Genomic DNA, 23527 nt, shown 5'->3' with positions numbered 1-23527 from the left:
CGGGTTCTACCGCAGGCCGAAGGCCCGGGTGACGGTCTGGGTGACGCCGCCACCGTTGCGCTGCTTGGCGGTGACCCGGATCGACACGAAGTCGGCCCGGTGCGGCGCGTTCAGCGACGCCTGCCAGGTGCCCTTCTTCTCCCGCAGGTCCTGCCGCTGCCAGGTCGCCCCGTCGTCGTAGGAGATCTCCAACTCAAGTGACGACACGGCGTCCCGAGCCGCTGTGCTGCCCACCACCACGGGCGTGATCGAGAAGTCGGTTCGGCGCTTCGTCCGACCCGCGAAGTCCACGTCAGTTCCGTAGTCCAGTTGGACCAGCGGGATGGCCTGCACCTCAGTGCTGCCGCCGGAGACGAAGCTCCACTCGGTGTGCGTGGCGGTCGAGTACGGGCTGAACTCGGGCTTGCCAGTGGTCTCGACGACCAGTCGGTACGGCAGCTTCTCCGGCGACAGGTCACCAGCGCCGACCTCCGGCCAGCCGTCGAACCGGGTCAGCTGCTTGTCGCCCTGATAGAACGTGGCGATCTGCGACATGCTGGCCCCGCCGCTGTGGGCGGCGCCCGCGTCGCCGAACCCCTGGATGTAGGCGCTCATGGCCGTCTCACCACGGAACGGGATCTCGGTGCTGAGCAGCCGTGGCCGGGTGATCGGCCCGAACCAGCGGTCCTTCTGGACGCTGCCCGGCCGGTACGCGATGGCCTCCGTGTTGGACCGCGCCCAGTCGGCGACGTCGGCGTACTGCATCCACTTGATGCCGCCGCCTGCGGAGACCCAGTCGGTACGCGGCCCCGGCGCTACCGGCTCGAACGGGAACGGCCGTGCCGCCGCGTACTCGTACGGTGGGAAGTCCATCCGGGTCTCGCTGGACTGCTTCCCCGGGGGCGGGGAGAAGGTGAGATCGATCCGGGCGAGGTTGCGCGGGTCCGTCTTGGCGGACGGGTCCTTCGGCACCCCGCCGCTGTGGTAGTCCACCAGGTCGTACAGGTACTTCGCCCTGGGGTGGGCGACCACTACCAGTCGTACCGGGTTGCGGCCCGCGACGGTGATCTTCTGGATCAACGCCTCGCCCTCGTCCATGGTCACCGAGGCCACCGGGACCGGTCCGGGCGTCACCGCGTCGGGGTTGCCGTACCAGTCGCTCTTGCGACCGGCGCGGTCGTTGACCACGACGAGCATCGCCGCACCGGCGGTGTGCGCCGCCGCTGCCTGGTCCGTGGGGGTCACCGCGTCGTTGCCGCGGACGACCACTGCCTTGCCGCGGGCGGAGACGCCGGCGTAGTCGGCGGTGCCGCCGTCGCCCGCGAAGACGGCGTCCAGGCGCGAGGTGCCGTCGGGCAGCGGTGGGGAACCGGGCTGCGCGAGCGGGTGGCTGAGGTGCCGGCCGTGGTAGCTGATCGCCAGTGGCGTCTGCGCGGCGCGGATCCGGGTGGTGAAGACGAAGCTGCCCTTGCGCACCTTGTCCCTGGTCGGCAGGGCCCACAGGCTGTCGTAGGCGGCGCCCGGCCAGAACGTCTCGCGGAGGGCGCTCCAGTCGGTGGGTGTCGGCTCGCTCGAGGTGAAGGAGCGGTAGACGTCGATTCTGCTGTTGACGACGGCGGTCGGCTGGGGTGTCGCCACCTTCACCTGGCGGGCCCGCGCGGCGTCGAGTTCCACTACCCGGTTGGTCGTCAGGTCGACCTCGGGAGCGGTCAGCATCGCGAGCCCGAGGGAGCGGGGCCCGTGCAGACCCTCCACGTCCGCCGCCGTGACGACAGTGTAGGAGCCAGGTGCCAGGCGGGCGGTGAGCTTTCCGTCGGGCACCCACATGAAGGCGGAGCCGGTCTCGGCGTTGACGACCTCGACCTCGCCGCTCATGGGCCGGCCGGCGCGGTCCTTCAGGTGGATGGTGAGGTCGTACTTCTTGGACTCGACGGCGACCCCGACGGCCGTGTGCACCTCGCCGGCGGCGAAGCGGGCCGTGACCTGGGCTGAGTACCTGCCGGCGGGAAGGCCCGCCGGGGCCACCACGACGTCGACAGTCGCGCTGGCCCGAGCGGGCACCGTGACGCTGTCGGCGGTTGCCGTGAACGTCTGCGCGGGGGCGGAGCCGTTGTCGACGGAGAGCGCCAACGCGATCGGGCTGTCAGTGGTGTTGGTGTAGGTGATCGTCCGCTTGATGGGCTGTGGCGCGGTGCCCCAGCCGACGAGTCCGGCGTCCACCGACCCGGACGCGACGACCTGGTCCTGGTGGTACGCGGCGGCGACGTTCAACCGACCGCTACCGGCCTGGTAGGCGTCGTAGTCGGGCGTGCGGACGCTGGTGCTCATCAGCGCGTCCTTGATCTGCCGCGCGCTCCAGGTCGGGTGCTTCTGGACCAGCAGGGCGGCCGCCCCGGCGACGTGCGGCGCTGCCATCGAGGTGCCACTGTCGGCGTAGTAGTAGCCCTCACCCCAGGAGATGTGCTGCGAGCGTGCCGCCAGCACGTCCACCCCGGGAGCGGTCATGTCGGGCTTGAGGGCCTCGTCGTTCAGCCGGGGTCCGACGCTGGAGAAGCCCGCCAGGTGGTCGGAGGTGTCCACCGCCCCGATGGTCAGCGCGGCGTCCGCGGTGCCCGGCGCACCGAGGGTGTACGGATCTGGTCCGCTGTTGCCGGCGGCCACGACGAAGAGGGCACCCGTCTCGGCGGTCAGCTGGTTGACGGCCTGGCTCAGCGGGTCGTCCTGGGTGTGCCAGGCGCTCACGCCGAGACTCATGTTGATCACTTTGGCGTGCTCGGCCCGCGCCGCCCACTCCATGCCCGCGATGATCCCCGAGATGGACCCGCTGCCGTACTCGTCGAGGACCTTGCCGATCACCAGGTCGGCGTCGGGGGCCACGCCCCGTTCCCTGCCTCCGGAGGCGGCGCCCGTCCCGGCGACGGTGGAGGCGGTGTGGGTGCCGTGCCCGTTCCGGTCGATCACGTCCTGGCCGGGGATGAAGCTCCGCGAGGCCACCACCTGGTCGGCGAGATCCGGGTGGGTGGTGTCCACCCCGCTGTCCAGGACGGCGACCCGGACACCGCTGCCGGTGCCACCCGCGGCCCACGCCGCGGGCGCGCCGATCTGGGCGGTGGTGTCGGCCAGGGTGGCCTTCGCCTTGCCGTCGAGCCACACCTTGTCGACGCCGGCCGCGAAGGAGGGTGCCGGGGTGGCAGCGCTGCGACCGGTCGGCGACTGTCCATCGGTGAGGGCCGACCAGAAGTCAGCGGCCTGCGATCGGCGGGTGCGGATCGCCTCGCCGCGGACGGAGGGAAGCTCCAGCGTGGTCCGCGCGCCGGGCAGCGCGGTGCCGGTCCTGAGCTTCGCCGTACCCGTCGTGCGGGTGACGATCAGGGGGAGTTCGGCGGTCCGCGCGTCGTCGTAGCCCTGGGCGATGAGCTGGGTGACGTCGAACAGTTGCTTGTCGAGTCGACCGGTGGCGAGGTACGGCATCGCCTCGTCCGGGTACACGTAGGTGTCCCGACCCTCAGTGGAGACGCGTACGGAGCCGGTGGCGCCCGGGGCGCGCTTGACATCCACCGTTGGGGTTGCGCCGTGGACGCCCGGGGTCACGGTCACCCGGTCGCCGGTGATCAGCGTGACCGTGACGGGTGCGCGGTCCGCGTTGCCGCTCGGAGCGGGTTTGGTCGGCGGCGGTGGGGGTGGCGGGGCGCCGTGCGCCGCCGTGGGGGTGAGGAGGGCGGCGACGAGGGTGACGCCGACCGCTGCCGCCGCAGATCTTCGGGTGCGAGAGATCCGCGCACTGTCTACAGAGTTGAGCATGAGGCGAATCCGATCACCTCGAGAGATTCATGTAAAGATCATCATCTTTGCCGGGACGTTGCGAGCGCGTTGCGCCCCGCACGGAGAGCTTGCGGACCATCCGGTCCCGTGATTCGGCGTGGACCGACGTGCCGAGGTTGCGCGCTTCGGCGAGGATGGGCACATGTCTTCATTCGGTAAGTGGTGGGGCCGCCTGAGCGCGGTCTTCGGTGCGGTCGTACTGGCGGTCTTCGTACCCGTCGCGGCCTGGGCGTCCACGGGCACCGGCGAACTCGTGGTGGAGGCCGCCCGGCGGCGAGGCCGCAGCGGCTTCGGGGTGCTCCCGCTGCTCTGCTGCCTGGTGGTGGTCGCGATCGTCGTGTTCCTGGTGCTGCGGCTGATGCGCAACCGCCGGGGTGGCCCGCCGCGCTGACCGGGCCCGAGGCGTCGGCGGATCACCAGCGGCCGGCTCCGGGCCGACCGCCGGTGCTCACACCGCCAGAGCCGCGATGGCCTGGGACAGGAAGCGCGCGGTGGCCTCACGGGTGCCGTCGCGCTTGACGCGGATGCGCTCGGCGGCGGTGACCAGCAGGGTGCGCACCTTGGCGTGCCCCTTGGGCGGCGGCGCCGGCGCCGGCCCGAGCAGGTCGGCGATGCTGGCGCCGAACTCGGCGGCACGTCGCTGCGCCGGGTCGGTGATGCTGCCCTCTGCGTAGCGGCGGACCTGGGCACTGGCGTTCAGCCCACGTTCGTGGCCGAGAACGGCGCCGACCTCACCATTTGTGGTCAGAAAGTTGATCACGTCGGCGACCGCGTCCGGGTGGCGGGTGCCTCGGAAGCCCGCCCAGTACATCGACGCTCGCGCCCACTGAGCCCCCGGCGGGCCGGGAATGCCGACGATGCCCAACTCGGACTCGGTGAGTCGTTGCAGCTCCGGGAGCTGGTGCGACCAGGCGAAGGACGCCGCCGTCACCCCGTTCACCACCAGTTGCCGGGCCGGCTCGCCGCTGTCGGCCTGCTCGACCAGGGCCGCGCTCGGTGTGGCTCGGCCCCGGCGGGCCCGCTGCCACAACTCGAACCACGCGATCAGCTCGTCCGCGCCGAAGCCGAGCTGGTTGCCCCGGTAGAACTCGCCGCCCTGCGACCGCAACCAGAGCCAGAGCGCCCGGTAGTCGCCCGACCCGTCCATGGTGCCGGCCACCCGGCGGTCGCTGGCCTCGGTGACCTGCGTGGCCCAGGAGATGTAGTCGGCCCAGGTCATCCCGGCGCGGGGCTCCGGCATCTCCAGCTCCCGCAGCAGGTCCCGGTTGAACACCACCACGGCGTGGGTCTGCCCGGCGGCCACCGCCATCGTCCGCCCCTGCACAGTGCCGTAGCGGATCAGACCTTCCGGCAGGCCCCGAAGATCCAGGTGGTGGTCGGTGAGGTCGAGGATGACCTGACGTTGGGTGTACTCGGTCAGCATGGCGTCGTCGATCTGGATCAGGTCCGGTACGTTCCCGCCGCCCGCCTGGGTGGCCAGCCGGTCGTAGTAGCCGTCGGCGCCCTGCCAGGTGACCCGGAAGGTGACCCTGGGGTTGCGATCCGAGTAGAGCCGTAGCGCCTTCTCGGTGAGCTCGGCCCGCTTGGTGCCACCCCACCAGAAGACCGACAGCTCGACGGGCCCGTCCTGGGTCGAGGTGGCCGCGCCGTCGCTGCACCCCGCCAGCCCGCCGGACGCGAGCAGAGGTGCGCCGAGCAGCGCGCCGAGCAGTCGGCGCCGGCCCGGGTCGGCGCCGAGGCGGTCGAGCGGGGGTCGAACAACGGGCACGGTGCTCTCCTGGACCTACGGGGGTGGCGGTCGGACCATTCACGCAGGCAGCACACGAAGGTGTCAACGTCCGTCCGGTCACCCTCGGCCGGGTGGTCGAATCAGGCCCTTCCCATGTCGCGTGGTGTACTAGGGCGCGTGGAACTTCTGCACTCGGGCAAGGTCCGGGACGTCTACGCCGACGGCGACGACCTGATCCTGGTGGCCTCGGATCGCATCTCGATCTACGACGTGGCGCTGCCGACGCCGATCCCGGACAAGGGTCGTCTGCTCACCGCGCTCTCGCTGTGGTGGTTCGAGCAGCTCGCCGACCTCGTGCCCAACCACGTCATCTCGGCCACCGACGTGCCCGCCGAGTTCGCCGGGCGGGCCATCCGCTGCCAGCGGCTGGACATGGTCCCGGTCGAGTGCGTCGCCCGCGGTTACCTGACCGGCGGCGGCCTGCGGGAGTACGAGCAGACCGGCGCGGTCTCCGGCGTGCCACTGCCGCGAGGGCTCGGCGAGGCGTCGATCCTGCCCGAGCCGATCTTCACGCCGTCGAGCAAGGCCCCGGCGGGCGAGCACGACGAGCCGATCACGTACGACGACGTGGTGGACAAGGTGGGTCAGGCCACCGCCGAGCGGCTGCGGCAGATCACCGTCGACATCTACCGGCGCGGCGCCGAGTTGGCCGCCGACCGGGGCATCCTGGTCGCCGACACCAAGATCGAGCTGGGTTGGGCGCCGGACGGCACCCTGGTCCTCGCCGACGAACTGCTCACCTCCGACTCGTCGCGGTTCTGGCCGGCCGAGTCGTACCAGCCGGGCCGGGTGCAGTTCTCCTACGACAAGCAGTACGTGCGGGACTGGGCCACCGGCAGCGGCTGGAACAAGCAGGCCCCCGCCCCGGACATGCCGGCCGAGGTGGTCGAGGCGACCCGGGCTCGCTACATCGACGTCTACGAGAAGCTCACCGGCAACCGCTGGGAGTGAGTGACCGCCGGACCGGCGTCACTCCACCCAGTCGAGGGTGCGCTGCACGGCCTTGCGCCACTGGCGCAGCTCCTTCTCGCGCAGGTCCGCGGCCATGGCCGGCTCCCACTGGGCGTCGGAGCGCCACTGCGCCCGCAGGGTGGCCAGGTCCGGCCAGAAGCCGACCGCCAGACCGGCCGCGTACGCGGCGCCCAGGCAGGTGGTCTCGGTGATCCGGGAACGGACCACCGGCACGTCGAGCACGTCGGCGAGGAACTGCATGAGCAGGCCGTTCGCTGTCATCCCGCCGTCCACCCGGAGACGGCGCAGCGCCACGTCCGAGTCGGCGTTCATCGCGTCGACCACCTCGCGGGTCTGCCACGCCGACGCCTCCAGCACCGCCCGCGCCAGGTGCCCCTTGGTGATGTAACCGGTCAGGCCGGCGATCACCCCGCGGGCGTCGCTGCGCCAGTGCGGGGCGAACAGCCCCGAGAACGCCGGCACCACGTAGCAGCCGCCGTTGTCGTCCACCGTGCTGGCCAACTCTTCCACCTCGGCGGCCGTGGAGATCAGCCCGAGGTTGTCACGCAGCCACTGCACCAGCGAGCCGGTGACCGCGATGGCGCCTTCGAGGGCGTACGCCGGTGGTTGGTCCTTGATCCGGTAGGCGACAGTGGTGAGCAGGCCGTGCGTCGACGGGACCGGGCTGGCGCCGGTGTTGAGCAGCAGGAAGCTGCCGGTGCCGTAGGTGCACTTCGCCTCACCCGGCTGGAAGCAGGTCTGCCCGAACAGGGCGGCCTGCTGGTCGCCGAGCGCACTGGCCACCGGCACCCCGGCGAGCACCCCGCCGGCAGTGCCGTACACCTCGGCGGAGCAGCGGATCTCCGGCAGCATCGCCGCCGGAACACCCATCGCGTCCAGCAGCTCCGGGGCCCAGTCCAGGGTCGTGAGGTCCATCAGCATGGTCCGGCTGGCGTTTGTCACGTCGGTGACGTGCTCGCCGGTCAGCTTCCAGATCAGCCAGCTGTCCATGGTGCCGAAGAGCACCTCGCCGCGCTCGGCGCGCCCGCGCAGGCCGTCGACCTCGTCGAGCAGCCAGCGCAGCTTCGGCCCGGCGAAGTAGGTGGCCAGCGGCAGGCCCGTGCGGGCCCGGAACCGCTCCTCGCCGTACGCCGACGCAAGCTCGCACAGCAGCGGCCCGGTCCGGGTGTCCTGCCAGACGATGGCGTTGGCCACCGGGCGCCCGGTGGCCCGATCCCAGACGACTGTGGTCTCCCGCTGGTTGGTGACGCCGACTGCGGCCAGCCCGGACGCGTCGGTGCCGGCGGCCCGCAGCGCCTCGGCGACCACCTGCTCGACGTTGTCCCAGATCTCCTCGGCGTCGTGCTCCACCCACCCCGGTCGGGGGAAGATCTGCCGGTGCTCGCGCTGGGCCACGGCGACGATGTCCCCGGCCCGGTCGAAGACGATGCACCGCGAGGAGGTGGTGCCCTGGTCGATGGCGGCGACGTACTGGGGGGTCACCGCAGCACCGTACCCGGACGGCGGCGCGGCGCGACAGGCGTCACGGCGGGTTCCGGCCCGCCGCCGTCGGCGGCCGTCCGCTTCCCCTACGATGTGCGAACGTGCGCGACATCGCAGTTTTCAGTGGAACCGCCCATCCCGACCTGGCTGCCGAGATCTGCGCCCACCTGGGGGTGCCGCTGCACCCGGTGCGGGTCTCCCGGTTCGCCAACGACTGTCTGGAAGTCCAGTTGCAGGCCAACTGCCGGGAGCGGGACGTCTTCCTGATCCAGCCGTTGGTGCCGCCGGTGCAGGAGCACCTGGTCGAGCTGCTGCTGATGATCGACGCCGCCCGGGGCGCCTCCGCCGGTCGGATCACCGTGGTGCTGCCGCACTACGCGTACGCCCGGTCGGACAAGAAGGACGCGCCACGGATCTCGATAGGCGCGCGGCTCGTCGCCGACCTGCTCACCTCGGCCGGGGCGGACCGGGTGCTCGCGATGACCCTGCACTCGCCGCAGGTGCACGGCTTCTTCAGCGTCCCGGTGGATCACCTGCACGCGCTGCGGGAGCTGGCCACCCACTTTCGGCGCTACGACCTCAGCAACACAGTGGTGGTCTCGCCCGACCTGGGCAACGCCAAGGAGGCCGCTGCCTTCGCCCGGCTGCTCGGCACGCCGGTCGCGGCCGGGGCGAAGCAGCGGTTCAGCGACGACCTGGTCAAGATCAGCGCGGTGATCGGCGACGTGACCGACCGGGATGTCATCGTGCTGGACGACGAGATCGCCAAGGGCAGCACCGTGGTCGAGCTGATGGAGCATCTGCGCGGCCTGAAGGTCCGGTCGATCCGGCTCGCCTGCACGCACGGGCTCTTCTCCGGCGACGCGTTGCAGCGGCTCAGCGACCAGGACGGCGTCCTGGAGATCGTCTGCACCAACACGGTGCCCATCCCGGCCGAAAAGCGCGTCCCCAAGTTGCAGGTCCTGTCGGTGGCCCCCGCCCTGGCCGAGGCGACCCGCCGAATCCACAACGGAGAATCCGTCTCCGCCCTCTTCGCCTGACCCGCCCCCGCGCCCTCCCGCCCCCTCCCGCCCCGTCACCCCGCGCCCGCGCGATCTTGCGGTTTCTGTCGCGACGAAAGGGATATTCCACTCATCTTGACAACAGGAATCGCAAGATCGCCGGAGCGACGGGCGACGGGCGAGGGCGAGGCTGAGTGGGGGTTAGCGCGGGGTGTGGTTTTGGGTGGTTAGGCCCGTCGTGATGCGGACGGTGGTGCCGGCGGTGCCGGTGACGACCTCCATCGCGTCGGTCAACTCGCGGGCCAGCCAGAGGCCCCAGCCGCCAGCGGTGTCCGGGGTGGGCCGAGTGCGGTCGCCCAACCGTTGCGGGCTGATCCCGTGCCCGTGATCGGCGACCTCGCAGACCAGCACACCGGACTCGTGCCAGAGCCGCAGCCAGCCGCGCCCGCCGCCGTGTCGCACCGCGTTGGTGATCAATTCATTGATCGCGAGCACGAAGTCGTCCAGCCGTTGGCCGCTGAGGCCCGAGGCGTGCGCGCAGGAGGTGACCGAGTGTCGAATCTCGGTCACCTGGGCCTGGTCAAAGGCTTCGGCGATCAGGAGGGCAGGTTCGATGGGCACAACCGTACGCGGTGCGTGCGGATCTGCGTTCGTCATGGGCCCGTCCCGGCGGCGCATCTCGGAGTATTTCGCGGCTTTTCCACCGTACGTCAGGGTTTCCCGAACCGCACTCGCTGCTCGCCGTGTACCGGCCCGGTTGTGGCATCCTGACCGCCATGCCGTCGCCGCCGGGTGGGTTCGAGGTGCCGCTGTGGCGTGCGCTCACCGTGTTCAGGCTGGCCTCCCTGGCGTACGTCTGCGCGCTCGCGGTGCGCGACGCCGACCGGTACGCCCACCCGTACGCCGTCGGCGCCCTGATCCTTCTGATGATCGCCTGGACCGGCGCGACAGCGATTGGGTACGCCCGACCGGCCTGGCGGCGCTGGCCGCTGCTGCTGGCCGACCTCGGGGTGGTAGTGGCCATCGTGCTGGCCACCCCATGGGCTGTCGGCCGGACGGCGCTCACCCAAGGCGTACCCACCCTGGGGGTGGCCTGGATGGCCGGCCCGGTGCTGGCCTGGGCCGTCTCCGGTGGCCGGCGGCGGGGCACTGTCGCCGCGCTGCTGGTCGCCGGCGCGGACCTGGCCACCCGGGAGCGGATCGGCCAGTCCTCGTTCACCGGGGTGATCCTGATGCTGCTCGCCGGAGTGGTGGTCGGGCACGTTGCCCGGCTCGCGGTGAGCGCCGAGGAGCGGTTGCAGCGCGCGGTGGAGCTGGAGGCCGCCACCAGGGAGCGGGAGCGGCTGGCCCGGGACATTCACGACTCGGTGCTCCAGGTGCTGGCGCTGGTGCAGCGGCGCGGCGCCGACCTGCCCGGTGAGGCCGGCGAGCTGGCCCGGCTGGCCGGCGAGCAGGAGGTTGCCCTGCGGGCGCTGATCGCCGGCGCCGGCCCGGCCGCCGCGAGCCTCCCGGACGGCGGCGAGGCGGTGGACCTGCGGACCCTGCTCGGCCGGTACGCCTCGGGGGCGGTGGCGCTCTCCGCCCCGGCCACCCCGGTGCCGCTGCCCCGCCGGGTGGCCGGAGAGTTGGCCGCCGCGACCGGCGCGGCCCTGGACAACGTGGGGCGGCACGCCGGCGGACGGGCCTGGGTGCTGATCGAGGACGAGGGGGCGACGGTGACCGTGTCGATCCGCGACGAGGGGCCGGGCATCCCGGACGGTCGGCTGGACGAGGCGGCCGCCCAGGGTCGGCTCGGCGTGACCCAGTCGATCCGGGGCCGGGTGGCCGACGTGGGCGGCACTGTCCGGATCGTGTCCGGCCCCGAGGCGGGCACCGAGATCGAGCTGAGCGTGCCGAGGTCACCGCGGTGAACCCGATCCGGGTGATGGTGGTGGACGACCATCCGATGTGGCGGGAGGGCGTGGCCCGCGACCTGACCGAGGCCGGTTTCCTGGTGGTGGCGACCAGCGGCGAGGGACGACAGGCCATCCGGGTGGCCGCCGCCGCCCGGCCCGACGTCGTCGTCCTCGACCTGCAACTACCCGACATCTCCGGCGTCGAGGTGATCCTGGGGTTGCGCGCGGCACTGCCCGCCGTACGGGTGCTGATGCTCAGCGCCAGCGGCGAACAGCAGAGCGTGCTGGACGCGGTGAAGGCCGGGGCCACCGGTTACCTGGTGAAGTCGACAGCGCCCGCCGAGTTCCTGGAAGCGGTGCACCGCACCGCGGCCGGCGACGCGGTCTTCACCCCCGGCCTGGCCGGGCTGGTGCTCGGCGAGTACCGCCGGCTGGCCGCCGGACCGGGGCGGGGGACCGGCCCGGCCGGCGCTGCCGAACCCGCGACGCCCCAGCTCACCGAACGGGAGACGGAGGTGCTGCGGCTGGTGGCGAAGGGGATGTCGTACAAGCAGATCGCCCAGCGGCTCGGCCTGTCGCACCGCACGGTGCAGAACCACGTGCAGAACACCCTGGGCAAGCTGCAACTGCACAACCGGGTCGAGCTGACCCGGTACGCCATCGAACGCGGTCTGGACGACTGAGCGGACGTCAGACCGAGCGCGGCGGCTCTGTCTCGTGGATGGCCAACTCCTCGGCTGTCGCTCCGCCCCCGGCCGATCCGGCGTCGTACGCCACCGAGTCGGTCTCCTGGTCGGTGTGCGACCCCTCGTCCGGTTCCACCAGTCGGCCCACAGTGGCGTCGGCCACCGTGCCGAGCTGACCGTGGTCGTAGAGGGAGACCGGTGAGTTCGGGTCCGAGGTCGGCCCGGGATCCATCACGTCGGCGTCCAGCTGAGCCTCCGCCGCGGCTTCCAGGTTGTCCGCCTCGAAGGCGATCTTCGGGTCGATGGTGCCGGCCAGCGGGTCGTCCGCCGGGCGCTCGTAGACCTCGCGGTCGAGCTTGTAGTCCAACGACTCACCGTCGAGCTGCTCCTCGGCGGTCGTTCCGAACCGGTCCACCGCCACCGGCGTCCGATCGCCGGGCAGTTGGGCCGGGTCCGGGCCGTCCGCCTCGCGCCCGGTGAGGACGTCGTCGTTGGCGGTCGAGTCGTCATCGGCGGTGTCGGGCAGCCCTTGCGCCTCGGTGTCGGACAGGGGGGTCGGGTACTCGTTGTCGCGCATGTCTGATCACTACCCGCTGCCCTGCCGCCATAACCGGGCGGCCTCCGGCGGTACGTCGCCGAACCGGGCGCCGATGGCGAAAGCCCCCGTCAGGCGGCCTCGTCGTCGGGATGCAGCACACACCAGACGACCTTGCCGTCCGGTACGGCGCTGCTGCCCCAACGACGGGTCACCGTGTCGATCAGCAGCAGGCCCCGGCCGCCGGCACGGTTCGGCGGGGAGATCCCGGCGAAGGTCGGCTGACGCGGGGAGTGGTCGCGAACCGCCAGGTGCAGGGTGGCCTCCTGAGGCGCCAGCCGAACCGTCATCGGGGTCCGGGCGTGCGCCACCACGTTGTTGACCATCTCGGTGATCGCGATGCACGCCGGGTCGGTGAGCGTCGGCATGCCCCAGCGCTCGCAACCGGTGGCGACCAGCTCGCGCGCCTGCCGGGCCGCTCCCACCGCCGGAGCCAGTTCGGCGGTGAGCACCGCCGCCAGGGGTGTCGCCGCCACAGCGGCCAGCGCCCCGTCGAGCGTCGGCCAGGCCGGCACCCCGGCGAGCGCGGCGTCCGGGCGGGCGGGCCCGTCGACCGCCGGGTCACACAGCAGCAGGTCCGCGGCGGGCCAGTCGGCGACCTCCCGGCGTACGTCGGCGAAGACGCCGCGCCCGGCCGGGTCGACGACCCGCAGGCCGGTCACGTCGGCCACCACCGGGCCGGGCCGGGCCAGCAGACGGGCGAGCAGCGCGCCGCGTACCGCCTCGGCGCCGGCGGCATCGAGCACACCGGTCAGCCGGACCACCGCTGACGACTCGTCGATTTCCACGAGACAGCTCGGCATGATCGCCCCATTGTGCGCGCCGGTGACGGTCAGCGCATTCGGGCGCTCGACATCGGCCATCAGCGGTCCGACCGGGAGCGGCGGTTGATGGCCGCCAGGGTGCCGACAGCGGTGCCGGCGGCGGCCAGACCGAACGCGGCGGTCATCCGCACCAACTGTCGCCGCCGACCGTGCCAGCCACCGTCCTGACGCGCCTGGGCATCGGGGTGGAACACGTTACCGCTGCTGTCCACCCGGGCGCCCGGGCCGAACTGGGTGCGGTGGGCGTACCAGCCGAGGGTGCGCTCGACCAGCGCGGGTGCCAGCCGCCACTGCAGGCCGATCAGCCGGGCCGCGCCGCCGGCGTACGCCTCGCGGCGGGGCCGGCGCAGCAGCCGGACGATGGTCTCGGCGACCACCTCCGGCGGGTAGATCGGAGGAGGCGGCACCAGTTCCCGGCCGCTGTGGTTGCCGGTGTGCCGGAAGAAGGGGGTGTCGATAGTGGCCGGCAGCACTGTGCAGACGGAGATGTGACCGCGACCGGTGACCCGCAGCTCCTGTCGGACGGTGTCGGCCAGCCCGCGGATGCCGTGCTTGGTGGCGTTGTACGCCGACTGGTACGGCATGGCCACCTCGGCCAGCACCGAGGCGTTGTTGACCAGCACACCACCACCGGCGGCGCCCAGGTAGGGCAGGGCCGCCTTGATGCCGTGTACCGCCCCGAGCAGGTTGACCTCCAGCACCCGGCGGAACTCGGCGACCGGGATCTCGTCGAACAGCCCCACGGCGCTCACCGCGGCGTTGTTCACCCAGGCGTCGATCCGGCCGAACTCGGCCGCCGCCTGCTCGGCCAGCCGCCGCACCGACTCCAACTCGGTGACGTCGGTCGGTACGACCAGAGCGCGCCCGCCCAACTCCCGGCAGCGCTGCGCGACCTGTAGCAGGGCCGGCTCGCTGCGGGCGGCCAGCACGACGGCGGCACCCCGGCGGGCCAGTGCGTACGCGGTCGCCGTGCCGATCCCGCTGGACGCGCCGGTGATCACCACGGTCGAATCGTCGAGACTGCGGGTCAGCGGCATTCCTGAGCGGTACCCCCGGCCGGGCCTGGTCACACCGACGACGGCTTGTCGATCATCGTCGAACCGTGCTGTCGCGTGTCGCCTGTGCTTGCCGTGGCGCAAGTGTCGGTGGCACCTGCGCTGACTCTTCCTGATCTGCCAGGTTTCGGCTCAGCGTCGCGGGGTTAATGGGACGCTCTGACCGGGAGGACCACCGCCGAGGAAAGATCGCAGGGAGGTGACCCATGCGCGTCGGCCTCGTCTGCGCGCACGCCAGTTCCTACCGCCACGCCGACGGCCCGCCGGTCGGCACCCGACAGCACACCGCGAGGGTCGCCGCCGAACTGGCCGAGCGAGGCCATGACGTCCGGCTCTACGTGCGCCGGGACGACCCGACGCTACCGGCGACGATGAACGTCGACGGCTACCAGGTGCACCAGGTGCCCGCCGGCCCGCCCGCCCCACTACCCACCGTCGAGCTGATCCCGCACGTGACGGAGGTCGGCCGCTGGCTGGCCGACGAGTGGTCGGGTTCCTGGCGGCCCGAGGTGGTGCACGGGCACTACTGGGTCGGTGGGCTGGCCGCCGCGCACGCCGTTCGGGAGACCGACATACCGGTGGTGCAGACGTTCCACTCGCTCGGCATCGAGCAGCTGCGTCACCTGGGAGGCCACTACGACGGGCCGGGCCAGCGGATCACGCTGGAGCGCGCGTTGACCCGGGCGGTCGACATCGCCGTGGCCCAGTCCAACGACGAGGTCGACGAGCTGACCCGGATGGGTCTGCAACGCAGCTCTGTCGCGTTGGTGCCGGCCGGCGTCGACATCGACCTGTTCCACCCCGACGGCGAGGCAGCACCCCGCGAGCAGCGGCCCCGCATCCTCTCGGTGGGCTCGCTGTCCGCCGGGCACGGCCAGGAGGACCTGATCCGGGCGATGCGGTTGGTCGGTGACGCCGAGCTGGTGATCGCCGGTGGGCCGTCGGCCGACCAGTTGGCCAACCACGCCGAGGCGCGACGGCTGCGCGAGCTGGCCGAACAGCTCGGCGTCGTCGACCAGGTACGGCTCGTCGGAGCGGTGCCGCACGACCAGATGGCCACCTGGTACCGGTCGGCGGACGTGGTCGCCTGCACGCCGCACTACTCCTCGGCCGGGCGGGTCTCGCTGGAGGCGATGGCCTGCGGGGTGCCGGTGATCGGCTACGCGATGGGCGGCCTGGCGGACGCCGTCGTCGACGAGGTCACCGGCCGCCTGGTTCCCCCAGGTGACGTACGGGCACTCGGAGTGTCGATGCGCCGGCTGCTCGCCGACAACGCCGGCCGGTTCGCGTACGGGCACGCCGCGGTGGACCGGGTGCGCAGCAGCTACACCTGGGAGCGGACCGCCGGTGCGTTGGAGCGCCTCTACGAACGGGTGGTGAGCCGCCGCAAGCCGGTCGAGGCCTGAGTCGGCGGTGCCGCGACACCTCTGCAGTGGCGCGGTGCCGGACGGTCAGCCCGGCCGGCCGGCACCGACCATCGCGGGGTCCCGACGGCGTGCCACCGAACGGTGTTGCTGCGGTTCGGCGTACCGGGTCAGGCCGATCACCGCGGCCAGGGTGACCAGAAAGCCGACAGCGGCCAGCCACTCCCGCCCCGGCCAGATCTTGTCGTTGAGCAGCAGCAGGCCGACGATCGCGGCCGGCACCGCGCCGGCGGCGTCCATCGCGGCGACAGCGGCGGTCGTCGAGCCGCGCTGCATGGCCAGACCGAGCAGCAGCTGACCCACTATCGAGTGGGCGATCAGCAGGTAGAACAGCGGGTCGGCGAGGAACGCCTCGGCGGACGGCGCGGACGCCAGTGGTCGGGCGGCGACCGCGGCCGAGCTGAACGCCAGCCCGGCCAGTGAGCCGAGGGCCACCGAACCCGGCGCCCCGTGCAGCCGGACGGCGAAGAAACCGAGCACCGCGATCACGCCCAGCGCCACCAGCAGGGCGATCGAGCCGGCGGTGCCGAGCTGCTTCGACGGCGCCGGCCGGGCGGACAGCACCAGCGCGGTGATCCCCGCGAAGAGCAGCGCCAGCAGCACCACCTCCGCCGCCGGCAGCCGCCACTTCAGCACCAGCACCCCGAGGATGGCGGTCACCCCGAGCCCGGCGGCCACGCTGGCCTGCACGAGGAACAGCGGCAGGTCCCGCCGAGCCAGGAAGGCGAGCACGAAACCGCCGATCTGACAGCCGAGGCCGACCAGGTACGTCCGGTGCCCGGCGAGGCGCAGCAGCAGGCCCGGATCGAAGGTGTGGTGGACAGTGGTGCGGGCCGCCGCCACCGACTGGAGCAGGTTGGCGAAGCCGTACGCGACGATCATCGCCGCGAGAAAGCACCAACCGGAGGAGACCACCTGGCGAGGATAGAGGTTGCCGGGGGTCAGCGCTCGGCTGGTCGATTGAGGCGGGCGAGGATGTCGGCGTGCAGCACACCGTTGGTGGCCACCACGCTGCTGTCGGTGCCCGGAGCGCCGGTGGGGGCCGGTTGTCCGGCCAGATCCGTGACCGTGCCACCCGCCTCCGTGACGATCGGAACCAGCGCCGCCACGTCCCACAGCGACAACTCCGGCTCGGCCATCACGTCCAGTGCCCCCTCGGCCAACAGCATGTAGCCGTAGAAGTCGCCGTACGCCCGGTTGCGCCAGCTGTCCCGCATGAGGTCGAGCACCGCGTCGAGCCGCCCGGCTTCCTCCCACCCGTTCAGCGACGAGTAGCAGAAGCTGGCGTCCGCGATCCCCCGCACCGCTGACACGCCGATCCGCTCGCCGGCCGCGGGGCCCGGCCCGGCGTACGCGCCCGCACCCGCGCTGGCCCACCAGCGTCGTCCGAGCGCCGGCGCGGACACCACGCCGACCGCCGGCCGGTCGCCGTCGTAGAGCGCGATCAGGGTGGCCCAGATCGGCACGCCACGGACGAAGTTCTTGGTGCCGTCGATCGGATCGATGATCCACCGGCGACCGTTCGGGTCGGCGGACGACTGCGCGCCGTACTCCTCACCGAGCAGCCCGTCGGCCGGTCGGTGCTCGGCCAGCAGGGCACGGATCTCCCGCTCCACCGCGGTGTCCGCGTCGGAGACCGGGGTCAGGTCGGGCTTCGCCTCGACGCGCAGGTCGAGCGCGCGGAACCGGGCCGTGGCAATGGCGTCGGCCCGGTCGGCGAGCAGGTGGGCGAGGGCGAGGTCGTCGGCGTACCCGGTCATGCCGGCAACCTAGCCCACGCCCTTCGGGTCACTCGTCGGGGCCGCGCCGGTCACCCTCGCCGGGGCCGCGCTGGTCGCTGTCGCCGCGCGAGTCACCCTCGCCGGCCCGGGAGGCGAGCAACCGACGGTACGAGGCCAGCCGGCGCGGGTCGGCCTTACCGGCGGCCACCCAGGCGTCCAGCCCACAGTCGGCCTCGTCGGCAGTGTGAGGGCAGTTCGGTGGGCAGTCGACGGTGCCCTCGACCAGGTCCGGAAAGCCGTGCAACAGGCTGTCGGCCGAGACGTGCGCCAACCCGAAGCTGCGGATGCCGGGGGTGTCGATGATCCAGCCCGGATCGGTGTCGATCCCGGGCACCGGTGGCAGCCGCAGTGCCACCGCGCTGGTCGAGGTGTGCCGGCCCCGGCCGATCGCGCTGACCACGCCGACCGCGCGCAGCGCGTCCGGAACGAGGCGGTTGACCAGCGTCGACTTGCCCACGCCGGAGTGCCCGACCAGCACCGACACCTTGCCGCTGAGCAGCGCACGGAGCGCGTCGAGGTCGGAGTCGGGGCGGTTGAGCACGTACGGCAGCTCCAGCTCGGTGTAGTAGCCGAGCACCTCCTCCGGCCCGGCCAGGTCGGCCTTCGTGAGGCAGAGCAGCGGCTCGACGTCCGCGTCGTACGCGGCCACCAGGCAGCGGTCGATGAACCCGGTGCGCGGCGGTGGGTCGGCCAACGCGCTGACGATCACCAACTGGTCCGCGTTGGCCACCACGACCCGTTCCAGCCGACCCTCGGCGGTGGTCTCGTCGTCGTCGGCGGTGCGACGCAGCACCGAGCGACGTTCGGCGATCCGGACGATGCGGGCGAGCGCGCCCTCCGCGCCGGACGTGTCGCCGACCAGGCTGACCCGGTCACCGACCACCACCGACTTGCGGCCCAACTCGCGGGCCCGCATGGCGGTGACAGTGGGCAGCTCGGCGCCGACGACGCCGCGTTCGGCCCCGGAGAGCACGCAGGTGTAGCGCCCCCGGTCGACGGCGATGACGAACCCGTCGACCGCGTCGGCGTGCTGGGGGCGGGTGCGCGTACGCGGGCGCGACGATTTTCCGGGCCGGACCCGCACGTCGTCCTCGTCGTACTCCCGCCGTTTGGTCGCCAGGACCTGTCCTCTTCTCGCGTCAGCTCTTGCCGGTCACCATCGCTGACCATAGTGCCGGGAACTCGGGCATGGTCTTGGAGGTACACCCCACGTCGTCCACCTCGATGCCCGGAACCGCCAGCCCGGCCACCGCGGCGGCGTGCGCCATCCGGTGGTCGTGGTAGGTGCGGAAGATGCCGCCCCGCAGGGGTCGGGGCCGGATCTCCAACCCGTCCGGTGTTTCGGTGATGTCCGCCCCGAGCCCGCCGAACTCGCGCGCGAGCGCGGCTAGCCGGTCGGTCTCGTGGCCACGGATGTGCCCGACGCCGGTGAACACCGACGGCGAATCGGCCAGCATGGCCAGCGCGGTCAGCACGAGGGTCAGCTCGCCGACGTCGGAGAGGTCGGCGCTCAGACCGTGCACCACGCCGGTGCCACGGACGGTCAACCCGTTGGTGGAGAGGGTGACCTCGCCGCCCATCCGCTGTAGCAGCGAGCGGAGTTTCTCGACCGGCTGCGCGCTGCTGTGCGGCCAACCCTGCAAGGTGACCTCGCCGCCGGTGACCATCGCGGCGGCGAAGAACGGCACTGCGCCGGAGAGGTCCGGTTCGATGTCCCAGCCGCGCCCGGTGAGTGGGCCGGGCTCGACGGCCCAGACGTCGGGGGTGCTGTCGTCGACCGCCGCGCCGGCGGCCCGCAGCATCCGCACCGTCATCCGCAGGTGCGGCGCGGAGGGGACCGGGGGGCCGACGTGGCGCACCACGACGCCCCTGTCGAAGCGCGGGGCGGCCAGCAACAGCCCGGAGACGAGTTGACTTGAGGCGGACGCGTCGATCACGACCTCGCCGCCGGTGACCCGGCCGGTGCCGAGCACTGTCAGCGGCAGGCTGCCGGTGCCGGTGACGTCGATCCGGACGCCCAGCGAGCGCAGCGCGCCGACCAACGGGCCGAGTGGGCGGGTGCGCACGTACGGGTCACCGTCGAAGGTGACCTGCCCGTCGGCCAGGCCCGCCACCGGTGGCACGAACCGCATCACGGTGCCGGCCAGCCCGACGTCGACGTGGGCGGGGCCGGCCAGCGGGTGCGGTCGGACCAGCCAGCGCTCGTCGTCGCTGATCGAGACGTGCGCGCCCATCGCCCGCAGGCCGGCGGCCATCAACTCGGTGTCGCGGGCGCGCAGTGGCCGGGCCAGCGTCGACGGGCCGGCGGCCAGCGCGCTGAGCACCAGGGCCCGGGCGGTCATCGATTTGGAACCGGGCAGGCGCAGCGTCGCCGCCACCGGGTCGGATGCGGTCGGTGCGGTCCACGGCTGCGGCGGCCGGGTCGCGGTCAGGTTGCCCACGGTTACATTCTGCCGTGTCGGCGGGCGGGCGGCGGGGCCCGGCACTCGTACTCCCGGTTGGCGGGACAGCCGACGGGGCCTCCGACGCGTTAGCGTGTGCCCCATGTGCGGCAGGTACGCGACGACCCGGAGTTCCGGCGAGCTGAGCGCGCTGTTCGAGTCGTCCGACGACTCCGACGGCCTGGTGCGGGCGGACCACAACGTCGCGCCGACCGACCCGGTGCCGCTGGTCCGGGTCAGCCCGGAGGGGCACCGCAGCCTCTGCGTCGGTCGCTGGGGTCTGTTGCCGCACTGGTCCCGGTCGGCCTCGGGAGCCGCCCGGATGATCAACGCGCGGGCGGAGACCGTGGCCACCAGCCGGGCGTACGCCGGTTCCTTCTCCCGTCGCCGTTGCCTGGTCCCGGCCGACGGCTGGTACGAGTGGGTCCGGCTGCCCGACGGCGGGCGACAGGCGTACTTCATGACCCCCCGGGACGGCTCGGTGCTCGCGCTGGCCGGCATCTGGTCGCTCTGGAAGTCCGACGCAGAGACCCGGCTCACCTTCAGCGTGCTGACCACCGCGGCGCTCGGCGACCTGGCCGAGGTGCACGACCGGATGCCGGTGCTGCTGCCGCCGGAGCGTTGGTCGTCGTGGCTCGCGCCGACGGACGAGCCGGGGCGGCTGCTCACTCCGGCGTCGGCGGAGCAGTTGGCGGGGTTGGAGATCCGCCCGGTGGGTGCGGCGGTGGGAGACGTTCGTAACGACGGGCCACAGCTGACCGCGCGGGTGGCGGTGGCGCCGACGGTGCCACCGCAGGAGCTGACCCTGTTCTGACGGGCGCCGCGCATCGTCGGCCGCCGATTTGCCAGGGTTCCGCGCGATTCGTCTCCTGGCTGTTCAGTCATGTTCCCGGCAGACCCTTGTCCCGGTGTTGTGAAGTGCGATAGAACACAGCGCCGGTAGTGGCTGTCGGTCCGCACGGGGCGGACGACGTCCACAGCTCTTGCCGGTCCCACGGGGGAGGTGGGTGGATGACACGGGCACGTATGCCGCGCCCGCACGAGGTGGCGGCGGCGCGGCGAGATCCGCGACTGCTGCGGGCCGTGCGAGAACGGCGACAGGACGACGCATGGCGCACCAGAGGAACCTGCCAGAGCGTCGATCCGGAGACATTCTTTCCGGCACCGAACGAGCCGGCGGACGCCGCCGTCGCGCTGTGTCGCAGTTGTGACGTGCAGGGGTCCTGCCTGGCCTGGGCCCTCGACGTCGGTGACTGCCACGGCGTGTGGGGCGGCACCACGCCGCGGGAACGACGGGCGATGCTGGTCGCCTGGCGCGGCGAGGTCGAACCCGATCCGGACGCCATCGACGACGCGGGCCCGCCGGTGCGCGATCGCCTGCTGGCCCTGGTCCCGCTGAGCTGATCGGCGGCCCGGTTCGCACCCGACGCCCGTCCGGCGGCGCAGAATAGGCCGGTGCCAGCCAGCAACGAGATCGCCACCCCGCGCGGTCCGGCGTGGATCGACACCGACCTGCCGATCCGCCCGGCCACCGCCCTGCTCGTCCTCGGGCACGGCGCGGGCGGCAGCGTCGACGCGCCCGACCTGCTCGCGGTCCGGGACGCGTCGGTGGCGGCCGGCCTGGCGGTGGTCCGGGTGACGCAGCCCTACCGGGTCGCCGGTCGACGCGCGCCGGCACCGGCAGGTCACCTCGACGAGGCCTGGACGGCGGTGCTCGCCGAGCTGCGCGACCGGCACGCCGACGTGCCGACGGTGGTGGTCGGTGGGCGGTCCAGTGGCGCACGGGTGGCCTGTCGGACGGCCCGCGCGGTGGGCGCGGTGGGCGTGGTCGCCTTGGCCTTTCCATTGCACCCGCCCGGCCGGCCGGAACGCTCGCGCGCCGCCGAACTGGGCACCGGCCTGCCGACGTTGGTCGTCAACGGCGACCGGGATCCGTTCGGGACGCCGGAGCCGGGACCGGCCGTGCAGGTGGTGAGCCGTCCCGGTGAGACGCACGACCTGCGCCGCGATCCGGCCGGTACCGCCGCCGCCGTGCGGGACTGGCTGTCCGCCCAGGGCTGGGCGGCCAGCTGACCCGTCGCGGCCGGCTCGCCGGGGCGACCGTTTCCGGCGCGGGAACGGGTCGTTGCATCCGTTGGTGCCGCCGGCCCAAGCAGGGCCGGTGACACCAGTCCTCCCAGGCCCTTCCTGGTCCCAGCGCCGGCCGCCGTCGGGGCCGGGACCAGGAACGGGGAGGACCGGCCGGAATGCCCCAGTGGTCATCTCGCGTTACTAACCCCGGACGACTTTTCTGCGAGGGGGGTGACCGGTGCCAACCGAGACACGAAGCCTGGAACGGGACGAGCGGGACGCCCGGCAGCTGAAGCGGCTGCTGGACGGTCCGGAGTGGCCCGCGACGGCGGGACCGGGCGTGGTGGGTGCGGTGAGCACGGGCACACCGGCCGGAAGTGAATCTGCGGGCAGGTCCGTGCGCGTATCCTCGGCGGGAAAGCATCCGACGCGAGGGGATGTGCGGTTGACCACCGAGAAGACGGACGAGCGCAGGGCCCGATTCGAGCGGGACGCGATGCCATTCGTCGATCAGCTCTACGCTGCTGGGCTGCGAATGACACGCAACCCGGCGGATGCCGAGGACCTGGTCCAGGAGACGTACCTGAAGGCGTACGCGGCCTTCCACCAGTTTGAGCAGGGCACGAACCTCAAGGCCTGGCTCTACCGGATCCTGACCAACACCTACATCAACTCCTACCGCAAGCGGCAGCGCCAGCCGATCCAGGCGCCCACCGAGGAGATCACCGACTGGCAGCTCGCCGAGGCCGAGTCGCACACCTCCAGCGGGTTGCGTTCGGCCGAGACCGAGGCACTGGACCGGCTGCCGGACAGTGACGTCAAGGAGGCGCTCCAGCAGTTGCCGGAGGAGTTCCGCCTGGCCGTCTACCTCACCGATGTCGAGGGCTTCTCCTACAAGGAGGTCGCGGACATCATGGGCACGCCGATCGGCACCGTGATGTCGCGTCTGCACCGGGGCCGTCGTAATCTGCGCAAGCTGCTCGAGCGTTACGCCGGCGAGCGGGGCTTCAGTGCGGCCCGTTCGGCGAAGGGCTCGACCGCCGCTGCCGGCCGGGAGGTGTGACGTGAGCTGTGGGGAGCCGCACGAGACGGACTGCCGCGAAGTGCTCGCGGAGGTGTATCTCTACCTGGATCTGGAGTGCGCCGACGAGCGTCGCTCGCTGATCCGGCACCACCTGGACGAGTGCGGGCCCTGCCTGCGCGAGTACGGGCTGGAGCAGGAGGTGCGGGCGCTGGTGGCGCGTTGCTGCGGCAACGAGACCGCGCCGGATCAGCTGCGTGAGCGGCTGCGGGTCAAGCTCACCGAGCTGGTGGTCTTCGAGACCAGCGACTCCCGTGAGCTGGCCGACTGAGCGTCTGAGCTGGCCGATTGAGCGTCGGCACCAGCTGGCAAGACCGGTGGCCCGGGTCGATGTCGACCCGGGCCACCGGTGTACCCGGCCTCGGCCGGCTGAGCGGCGACGGGCAGTCGGCCCGTCGACCCGTTCAGGAGTTGGGACGCTTGCCGTGGTTCGCGGCGCTCTTCTTACGAGCCTTCTTCTTCCGGGACTTCTTCGCCATGCTGACCTCCTCGTGATGGGTCGGATCCGTCCTGCGCACGACCTCGGCGCGGATGCGGCCACCGGCGGTCCGGCGTCGGGTCCGACCCGCTGATGGTAGTGCGGTCGACACCCGCCGCCTTCCCCAGGGCGGGCCTGTCATCCCGGCTGCG

At 72.4% G+C, this 23527-nt stretch carries 23 protein-coding genes; 11 read left to right on the top strand and 12 right to left on the bottom strand.

Annotated elements, in window-relative coordinates:
- Nucleotides 1–6: 6 nt before the first annotated feature.
- Entirely contained in the window at nucleotides 7–3780 is a 3774-nt protein-coding gene (locus KBX08_RS18000; protein ID WP_210784628.1) for a S8 family serine peptidase, read from the bottom strand.
- Between the two features lie 163 nt (nucleotides 3781–3943).
- Here KBX08_RS18000 and KBX08_RS17995 point away from each other — a divergent pair, with 163 nt between their 5' ends.
- Complete coding sequence (locus KBX08_RS17995; RefSeq protein WP_030336617.1) at nucleotides 3944–4192, top strand: hypothetical protein; 249 nt, start codon at nucleotides 3944–3946, stop codon at nucleotides 4190–4192.
- 57 nt (nucleotides 4193–4249) lie between these two features.
- Here KBX08_RS17995 and KBX08_RS17990 read toward each other — a convergent pair whose 3' ends face one another.
- The gene (locus KBX08_RS17990; RefSeq protein ID WP_210784627.1) at nucleotides 4250–5569 is read right to left on the bottom strand and encodes an ABC transporter substrate-binding protein; all 1320 of its coding nucleotides are present in this window, start codon (nucleotides 5567–5569) and stop codon (nucleotides 4250–4252) included.
- Between the two features lie 138 nt (nucleotides 5570–5707).
- On the opposite strand from KBX08_RS17990, the gene KBX08_RS17985 reads away from it, so the two are divergent.
- Nucleotides 5708–6541 carry a phosphoribosylaminoimidazolesuccinocarboxamide synthase gene (locus KBX08_RS17985; protein WP_210784626.1) on the top strand — a complete coding sequence of 278 codons (834 nt, stop codon included), beginning with the start codon at nucleotides 5708–5710 and terminating at the stop codon, nucleotides 6539–6541.
- A gap of 18 nt (nucleotides 6542–6559) precedes the next feature.
- Here the strand turns inward: KBX08_RS17985 and glpK are convergent, their stop codons facing one another.
- The gene (gene glpK / locus KBX08_RS17980; protein WP_210784625.1) at nucleotides 6560–8044 is read right to left on the bottom strand and encodes a glycerol kinase GlpK; all 1485 of its coding nucleotides are present in this window, start codon (nucleotides 8042–8044) and stop codon (nucleotides 6560–6562) included.
- A gap of 101 nt (nucleotides 8045–8145) precedes the next feature.
- Here glpK and KBX08_RS17975 point away from each other — a divergent pair, with 101 nt between their 5' ends.
- Entirely contained in the window at nucleotides 8146–9084 is a 939-nt protein-coding gene (locus tag KBX08_RS17975) for a ribose-phosphate pyrophosphokinase (protein WP_210784624.1), read from the top strand.
- A 162-nt stretch (nucleotides 9085–9246) separates the two neighbouring features.
- Here the strand turns inward: KBX08_RS17975 and KBX08_RS17970 are convergent, their stop codons facing one another.
- Nucleotides 9247–9702 carry an ATP-binding protein gene (locus tag KBX08_RS17970; RefSeq protein WP_210784623.1) on the bottom strand — a complete coding sequence of 152 codons (456 nt, stop codon included), beginning with the start codon at nucleotides 9700–9702 and terminating at the stop codon, nucleotides 9247–9249.
- A 119-nt stretch (nucleotides 9703–9821) separates the two neighbouring features.
- Between KBX08_RS17970 and macS the strand changes: the two genes are divergently transcribed.
- A complete protein-coding gene (gene macS, locus KBX08_RS17965) occupies nucleotides 9822–10955 on the top strand; it encodes a MacS family sensor histidine kinase (protein WP_210784622.1) in 1134 nt (377 codons plus the stop codon).
- Between the two features lie 14 nt (nucleotides 10956–10969).
- Nucleotides 10970–11623: a response regulator transcription factor gene (locus KBX08_RS17960; RefSeq protein WP_196924633.1), complete on the top strand. Its 654-nt coding sequence runs from the start codon at nucleotides 10970–10972 to the stop codon at nucleotides 11621–11623.
- A 7-nt stretch (nucleotides 11624–11630) separates the two neighbouring features.
- Here the strand turns inward: KBX08_RS17960 and KBX08_RS17955 are convergent, their stop codons facing one another.
- The 3 genes from KBX08_RS17955 to KBX08_RS17945 form a co-directional block, all read right to left on the bottom strand.
- Nucleotides 11631–12203 (bottom strand): DUF5709 domain-containing protein, encoded by a 573-nt coding sequence (locus KBX08_RS17955; RefSeq protein ID WP_091406114.1) that lies wholly within the window; start codon nucleotides 12201–12203, stop codon nucleotides 11631–11633.
- 89 nt (nucleotides 12204–12292) lie between these two features.
- Nucleotides 12293–13084 (bottom strand): ATP-binding protein, encoded by a 792-nt coding sequence (locus tag KBX08_RS17950; RefSeq protein ID WP_210784621.1) that lies wholly within the window; start codon nucleotides 13082–13084, stop codon nucleotides 12293–12295.
- A complete protein-coding gene (locus KBX08_RS17945) occupies nucleotides 13084–14082 on the bottom strand; it encodes an SDR family oxidoreductase (protein ID WP_210784620.1) in 999 nt (332 codons plus the stop codon). The genes KBX08_RS17950 and KBX08_RS17945 overlap by 1 nt, the downstream gene beginning before the upstream one ends.
- A 224-nt stretch (nucleotides 14083–14306) precedes the next feature.
- Between KBX08_RS17945 and KBX08_RS17940 the strand changes: the two genes are divergently transcribed.
- A complete protein-coding gene (locus KBX08_RS17940; protein WP_210784619.1) occupies nucleotides 14307–15506 on the top strand; it encodes a glycosyltransferase in 1200 nt (399 codons plus the stop codon).
- A gap of 45 nt (nucleotides 15507–15551) precedes the next feature.
- Here KBX08_RS17940 and KBX08_RS17935 read toward each other — a convergent pair whose 3' ends face one another.
- The 4 genes from KBX08_RS17935 to aroA are packed head-to-tail and all read right to left on the bottom strand — an operon-like array spanning nucleotide 15552 to nucleotide 19746.
- Nucleotides 15552–16406, bottom strand: coding sequence for a hypothetical protein (locus KBX08_RS17935; RefSeq protein ID WP_238688493.1), 855 nt, complete (start codon nucleotides 16404–16406; stop codon nucleotides 15552–15554).
- Between the two features lie 59 nt (nucleotides 16407–16465).
- A complete protein-coding gene (hisN, locus tag KBX08_RS17930; protein ID WP_210784617.1) occupies nucleotides 16466–17284 on the bottom strand; it encodes a histidinol-phosphatase in 819 nt (272 codons plus the stop codon).
- Nucleotides 17285–17312: 28 nt separating this feature from the next.
- Nucleotides 17313–18389: a ribosome small subunit-dependent GTPase A gene (gene rsgA / locus KBX08_RS17925; RefSeq protein ID WP_210784616.1), complete on the bottom strand. Its 1077-nt coding sequence runs from the start codon at nucleotides 18387–18389 to the stop codon at nucleotides 17313–17315.
- A gap of 55 nt (nucleotides 18390–18444) precedes the next feature.
- A complete protein-coding gene (aroA, locus tag KBX08_RS17920) occupies nucleotides 18445–19746 on the bottom strand; it encodes a 3-phosphoshikimate 1-carboxyvinyltransferase (protein WP_210784615.1) in 1302 nt (433 codons plus the stop codon).
- A 103-nt stretch (nucleotides 19747–19849) separates the two neighbouring features.
- On the opposite strand from aroA, the gene KBX08_RS17915 reads away from it, so the two are divergent.
- From KBX08_RS17915 to rsrA, 5 genes are all read left to right on the top strand, one after another.
- Nucleotides 19850–20560, top strand: coding sequence for an SOS response-associated peptidase (locus KBX08_RS17915; protein WP_210784614.1), 711 nt, complete (start codon nucleotides 19850–19852; stop codon nucleotides 20558–20560).
- A gap of 197 nt (nucleotides 20561–20757) precedes the next feature.
- A complete protein-coding gene (locus KBX08_RS17910) occupies nucleotides 20758–21150 on the top strand; it encodes a WhiB family transcriptional regulator (RefSeq protein WP_091406097.1) in 393 nt (130 codons plus the stop codon).
- 51 nt (nucleotides 21151–21201) lie between these two features.
- Nucleotides 21202–21819, top strand: a complete 618-nt coding sequence (locus KBX08_RS17905) for an alpha/beta family hydrolase (RefSeq protein WP_210784613.1) — start codon at nucleotides 21202–21204, stop codon at nucleotides 21817–21819.
- A 235-nt stretch (nucleotides 21820–22054) separates the two neighbouring features.
- Nucleotides 22055–22879: a sigma-70 family RNA polymerase sigma factor gene (locus KBX08_RS17900; RefSeq protein WP_210784612.1), complete on the top strand. Its 825-nt coding sequence runs from the start codon at nucleotides 22055–22057 to the stop codon at nucleotides 22877–22879.
- Between the two features lies 1 nt (nucleotide 22880).
- The gene (rsrA, locus tag KBX08_RS17895; protein WP_030490399.1) at nucleotides 22881–23168 is read left to right on the top strand and encodes a mycothiol system anti-sigma-R factor; all 288 of its coding nucleotides are present in this window, start codon (nucleotides 22881–22883) and stop codon (nucleotides 23166–23168) included.
- A gap of 133 nt (nucleotides 23169–23301) precedes the next feature.
- Here the strand turns inward: rsrA and KBX08_RS34915 are convergent, their stop codons facing one another.
- Nucleotides 23302–23376, bottom strand: a complete 75-nt coding sequence (locus KBX08_RS34915) for a 50S ribosomal protein bL37 (RefSeq protein ID WP_369814844.1) — start codon at nucleotides 23374–23376, stop codon at nucleotides 23302–23304.
- Between the last annotated feature and the right edge of the window lie 151 nt (nucleotides 23377–23527).

This window comes from Micromonospora sp. H61 (genome assembly GCF_018070325.1).
Taxonomy (GTDB): Bacteria; Actinomycetota; Actinomycetes; order Mycobacteriales; family Micromonosporaceae; genus Micromonospora; species Micromonospora salmantinae.
The sequence above is the reverse complement of the archived record's forward strand: the minus strand, read 5'-3'. Positions and strand labels throughout refer to the sequence as shown.

Bases quoted from the DNA above. Each gene is read 5' to 3' on its own strand.
- KBX08_RS18000 (WP_210784628.1), bottom strand. From the start codon at position 3,780: ATGCTCAACTCTGTAGACAGTGCGCGGATCTCTCGCACCCGAAGATCT.
- KBX08_RS17995 (WP_030336617.1), top strand. From the start codon at position 3,944: ATGTCTTCATTCGGTAAGTGGTGGGGCCGCCTGAGCGCGGTCTTCGGT.
- KBX08_RS17970 (WP_210784623.1), bottom strand. From the start codon at position 9,702: ATGACGAACGCAGATCCGCACGCACCGCGTACGGTTGTGCCCATCGAA.
- macS (WP_210784622.1), top strand. From the start codon at position 9,822: ATGCCGTCGCCGCCGGGTGGGTTCGAGGTGCCGCTGTGGCGTGCGCTC.
- KBX08_RS17960 (WP_196924633.1), top strand. From the start codon at position 10,970: ATGGTGGTGGACGACCATCCGATGTGGCGGGAGGGCGTGGCCCGCGAC.
- KBX08_RS17955 (WP_091406114.1), bottom strand. From the start codon at position 12,203: ATGCGCGACAACGAGTACCCGACCCCCCTGTCCGACACCGAGGCGCAA.
- KBX08_RS17950 (WP_210784621.1), bottom strand. From the start codon at position 13,084: ATGGCCGATGTCGAGCGCCCGAATGCGCTGACCGTCACCGGCGCGCAC.
- KBX08_RS17945 (WP_210784620.1), bottom strand. From the start codon at position 14,082: ATGCCGCTGACCCGCAGTCTCGACGATTCGACCGTGGTGATCACCGGC.
- KBX08_RS17940 (WP_210784619.1), top strand. From the start codon at position 14,307: ATGCGCGTCGGCCTCGTCTGCGCGCACGCCAGTTCCTACCGCCACGCC.
- KBX08_RS17935 (WP_238688493.1), bottom strand. From the start codon at position 16,406: ATGATCGTCGCGTACGGCTTCGCCAACCTGCTCCAGTCGGTGGCGGCG.
- hisN (WP_210784617.1), bottom strand. From the start codon at position 17,284: ATGACCGGGTACGCCGACGACCTCGCCCTCGCCCACCTGCTCGCCGAC.
- KBX08_RS17915 (WP_210784614.1), top strand. From the start codon at position 19,850: ATGTGCGGCAGGTACGCGACGACCCGGAGTTCCGGCGAGCTGAGCGCG.
- KBX08_RS17910 (WP_091406097.1), top strand. From the start codon at position 20,758: ATGACACGGGCACGTATGCCGCGCCCGCACGAGGTGGCGGCGGCGCGG.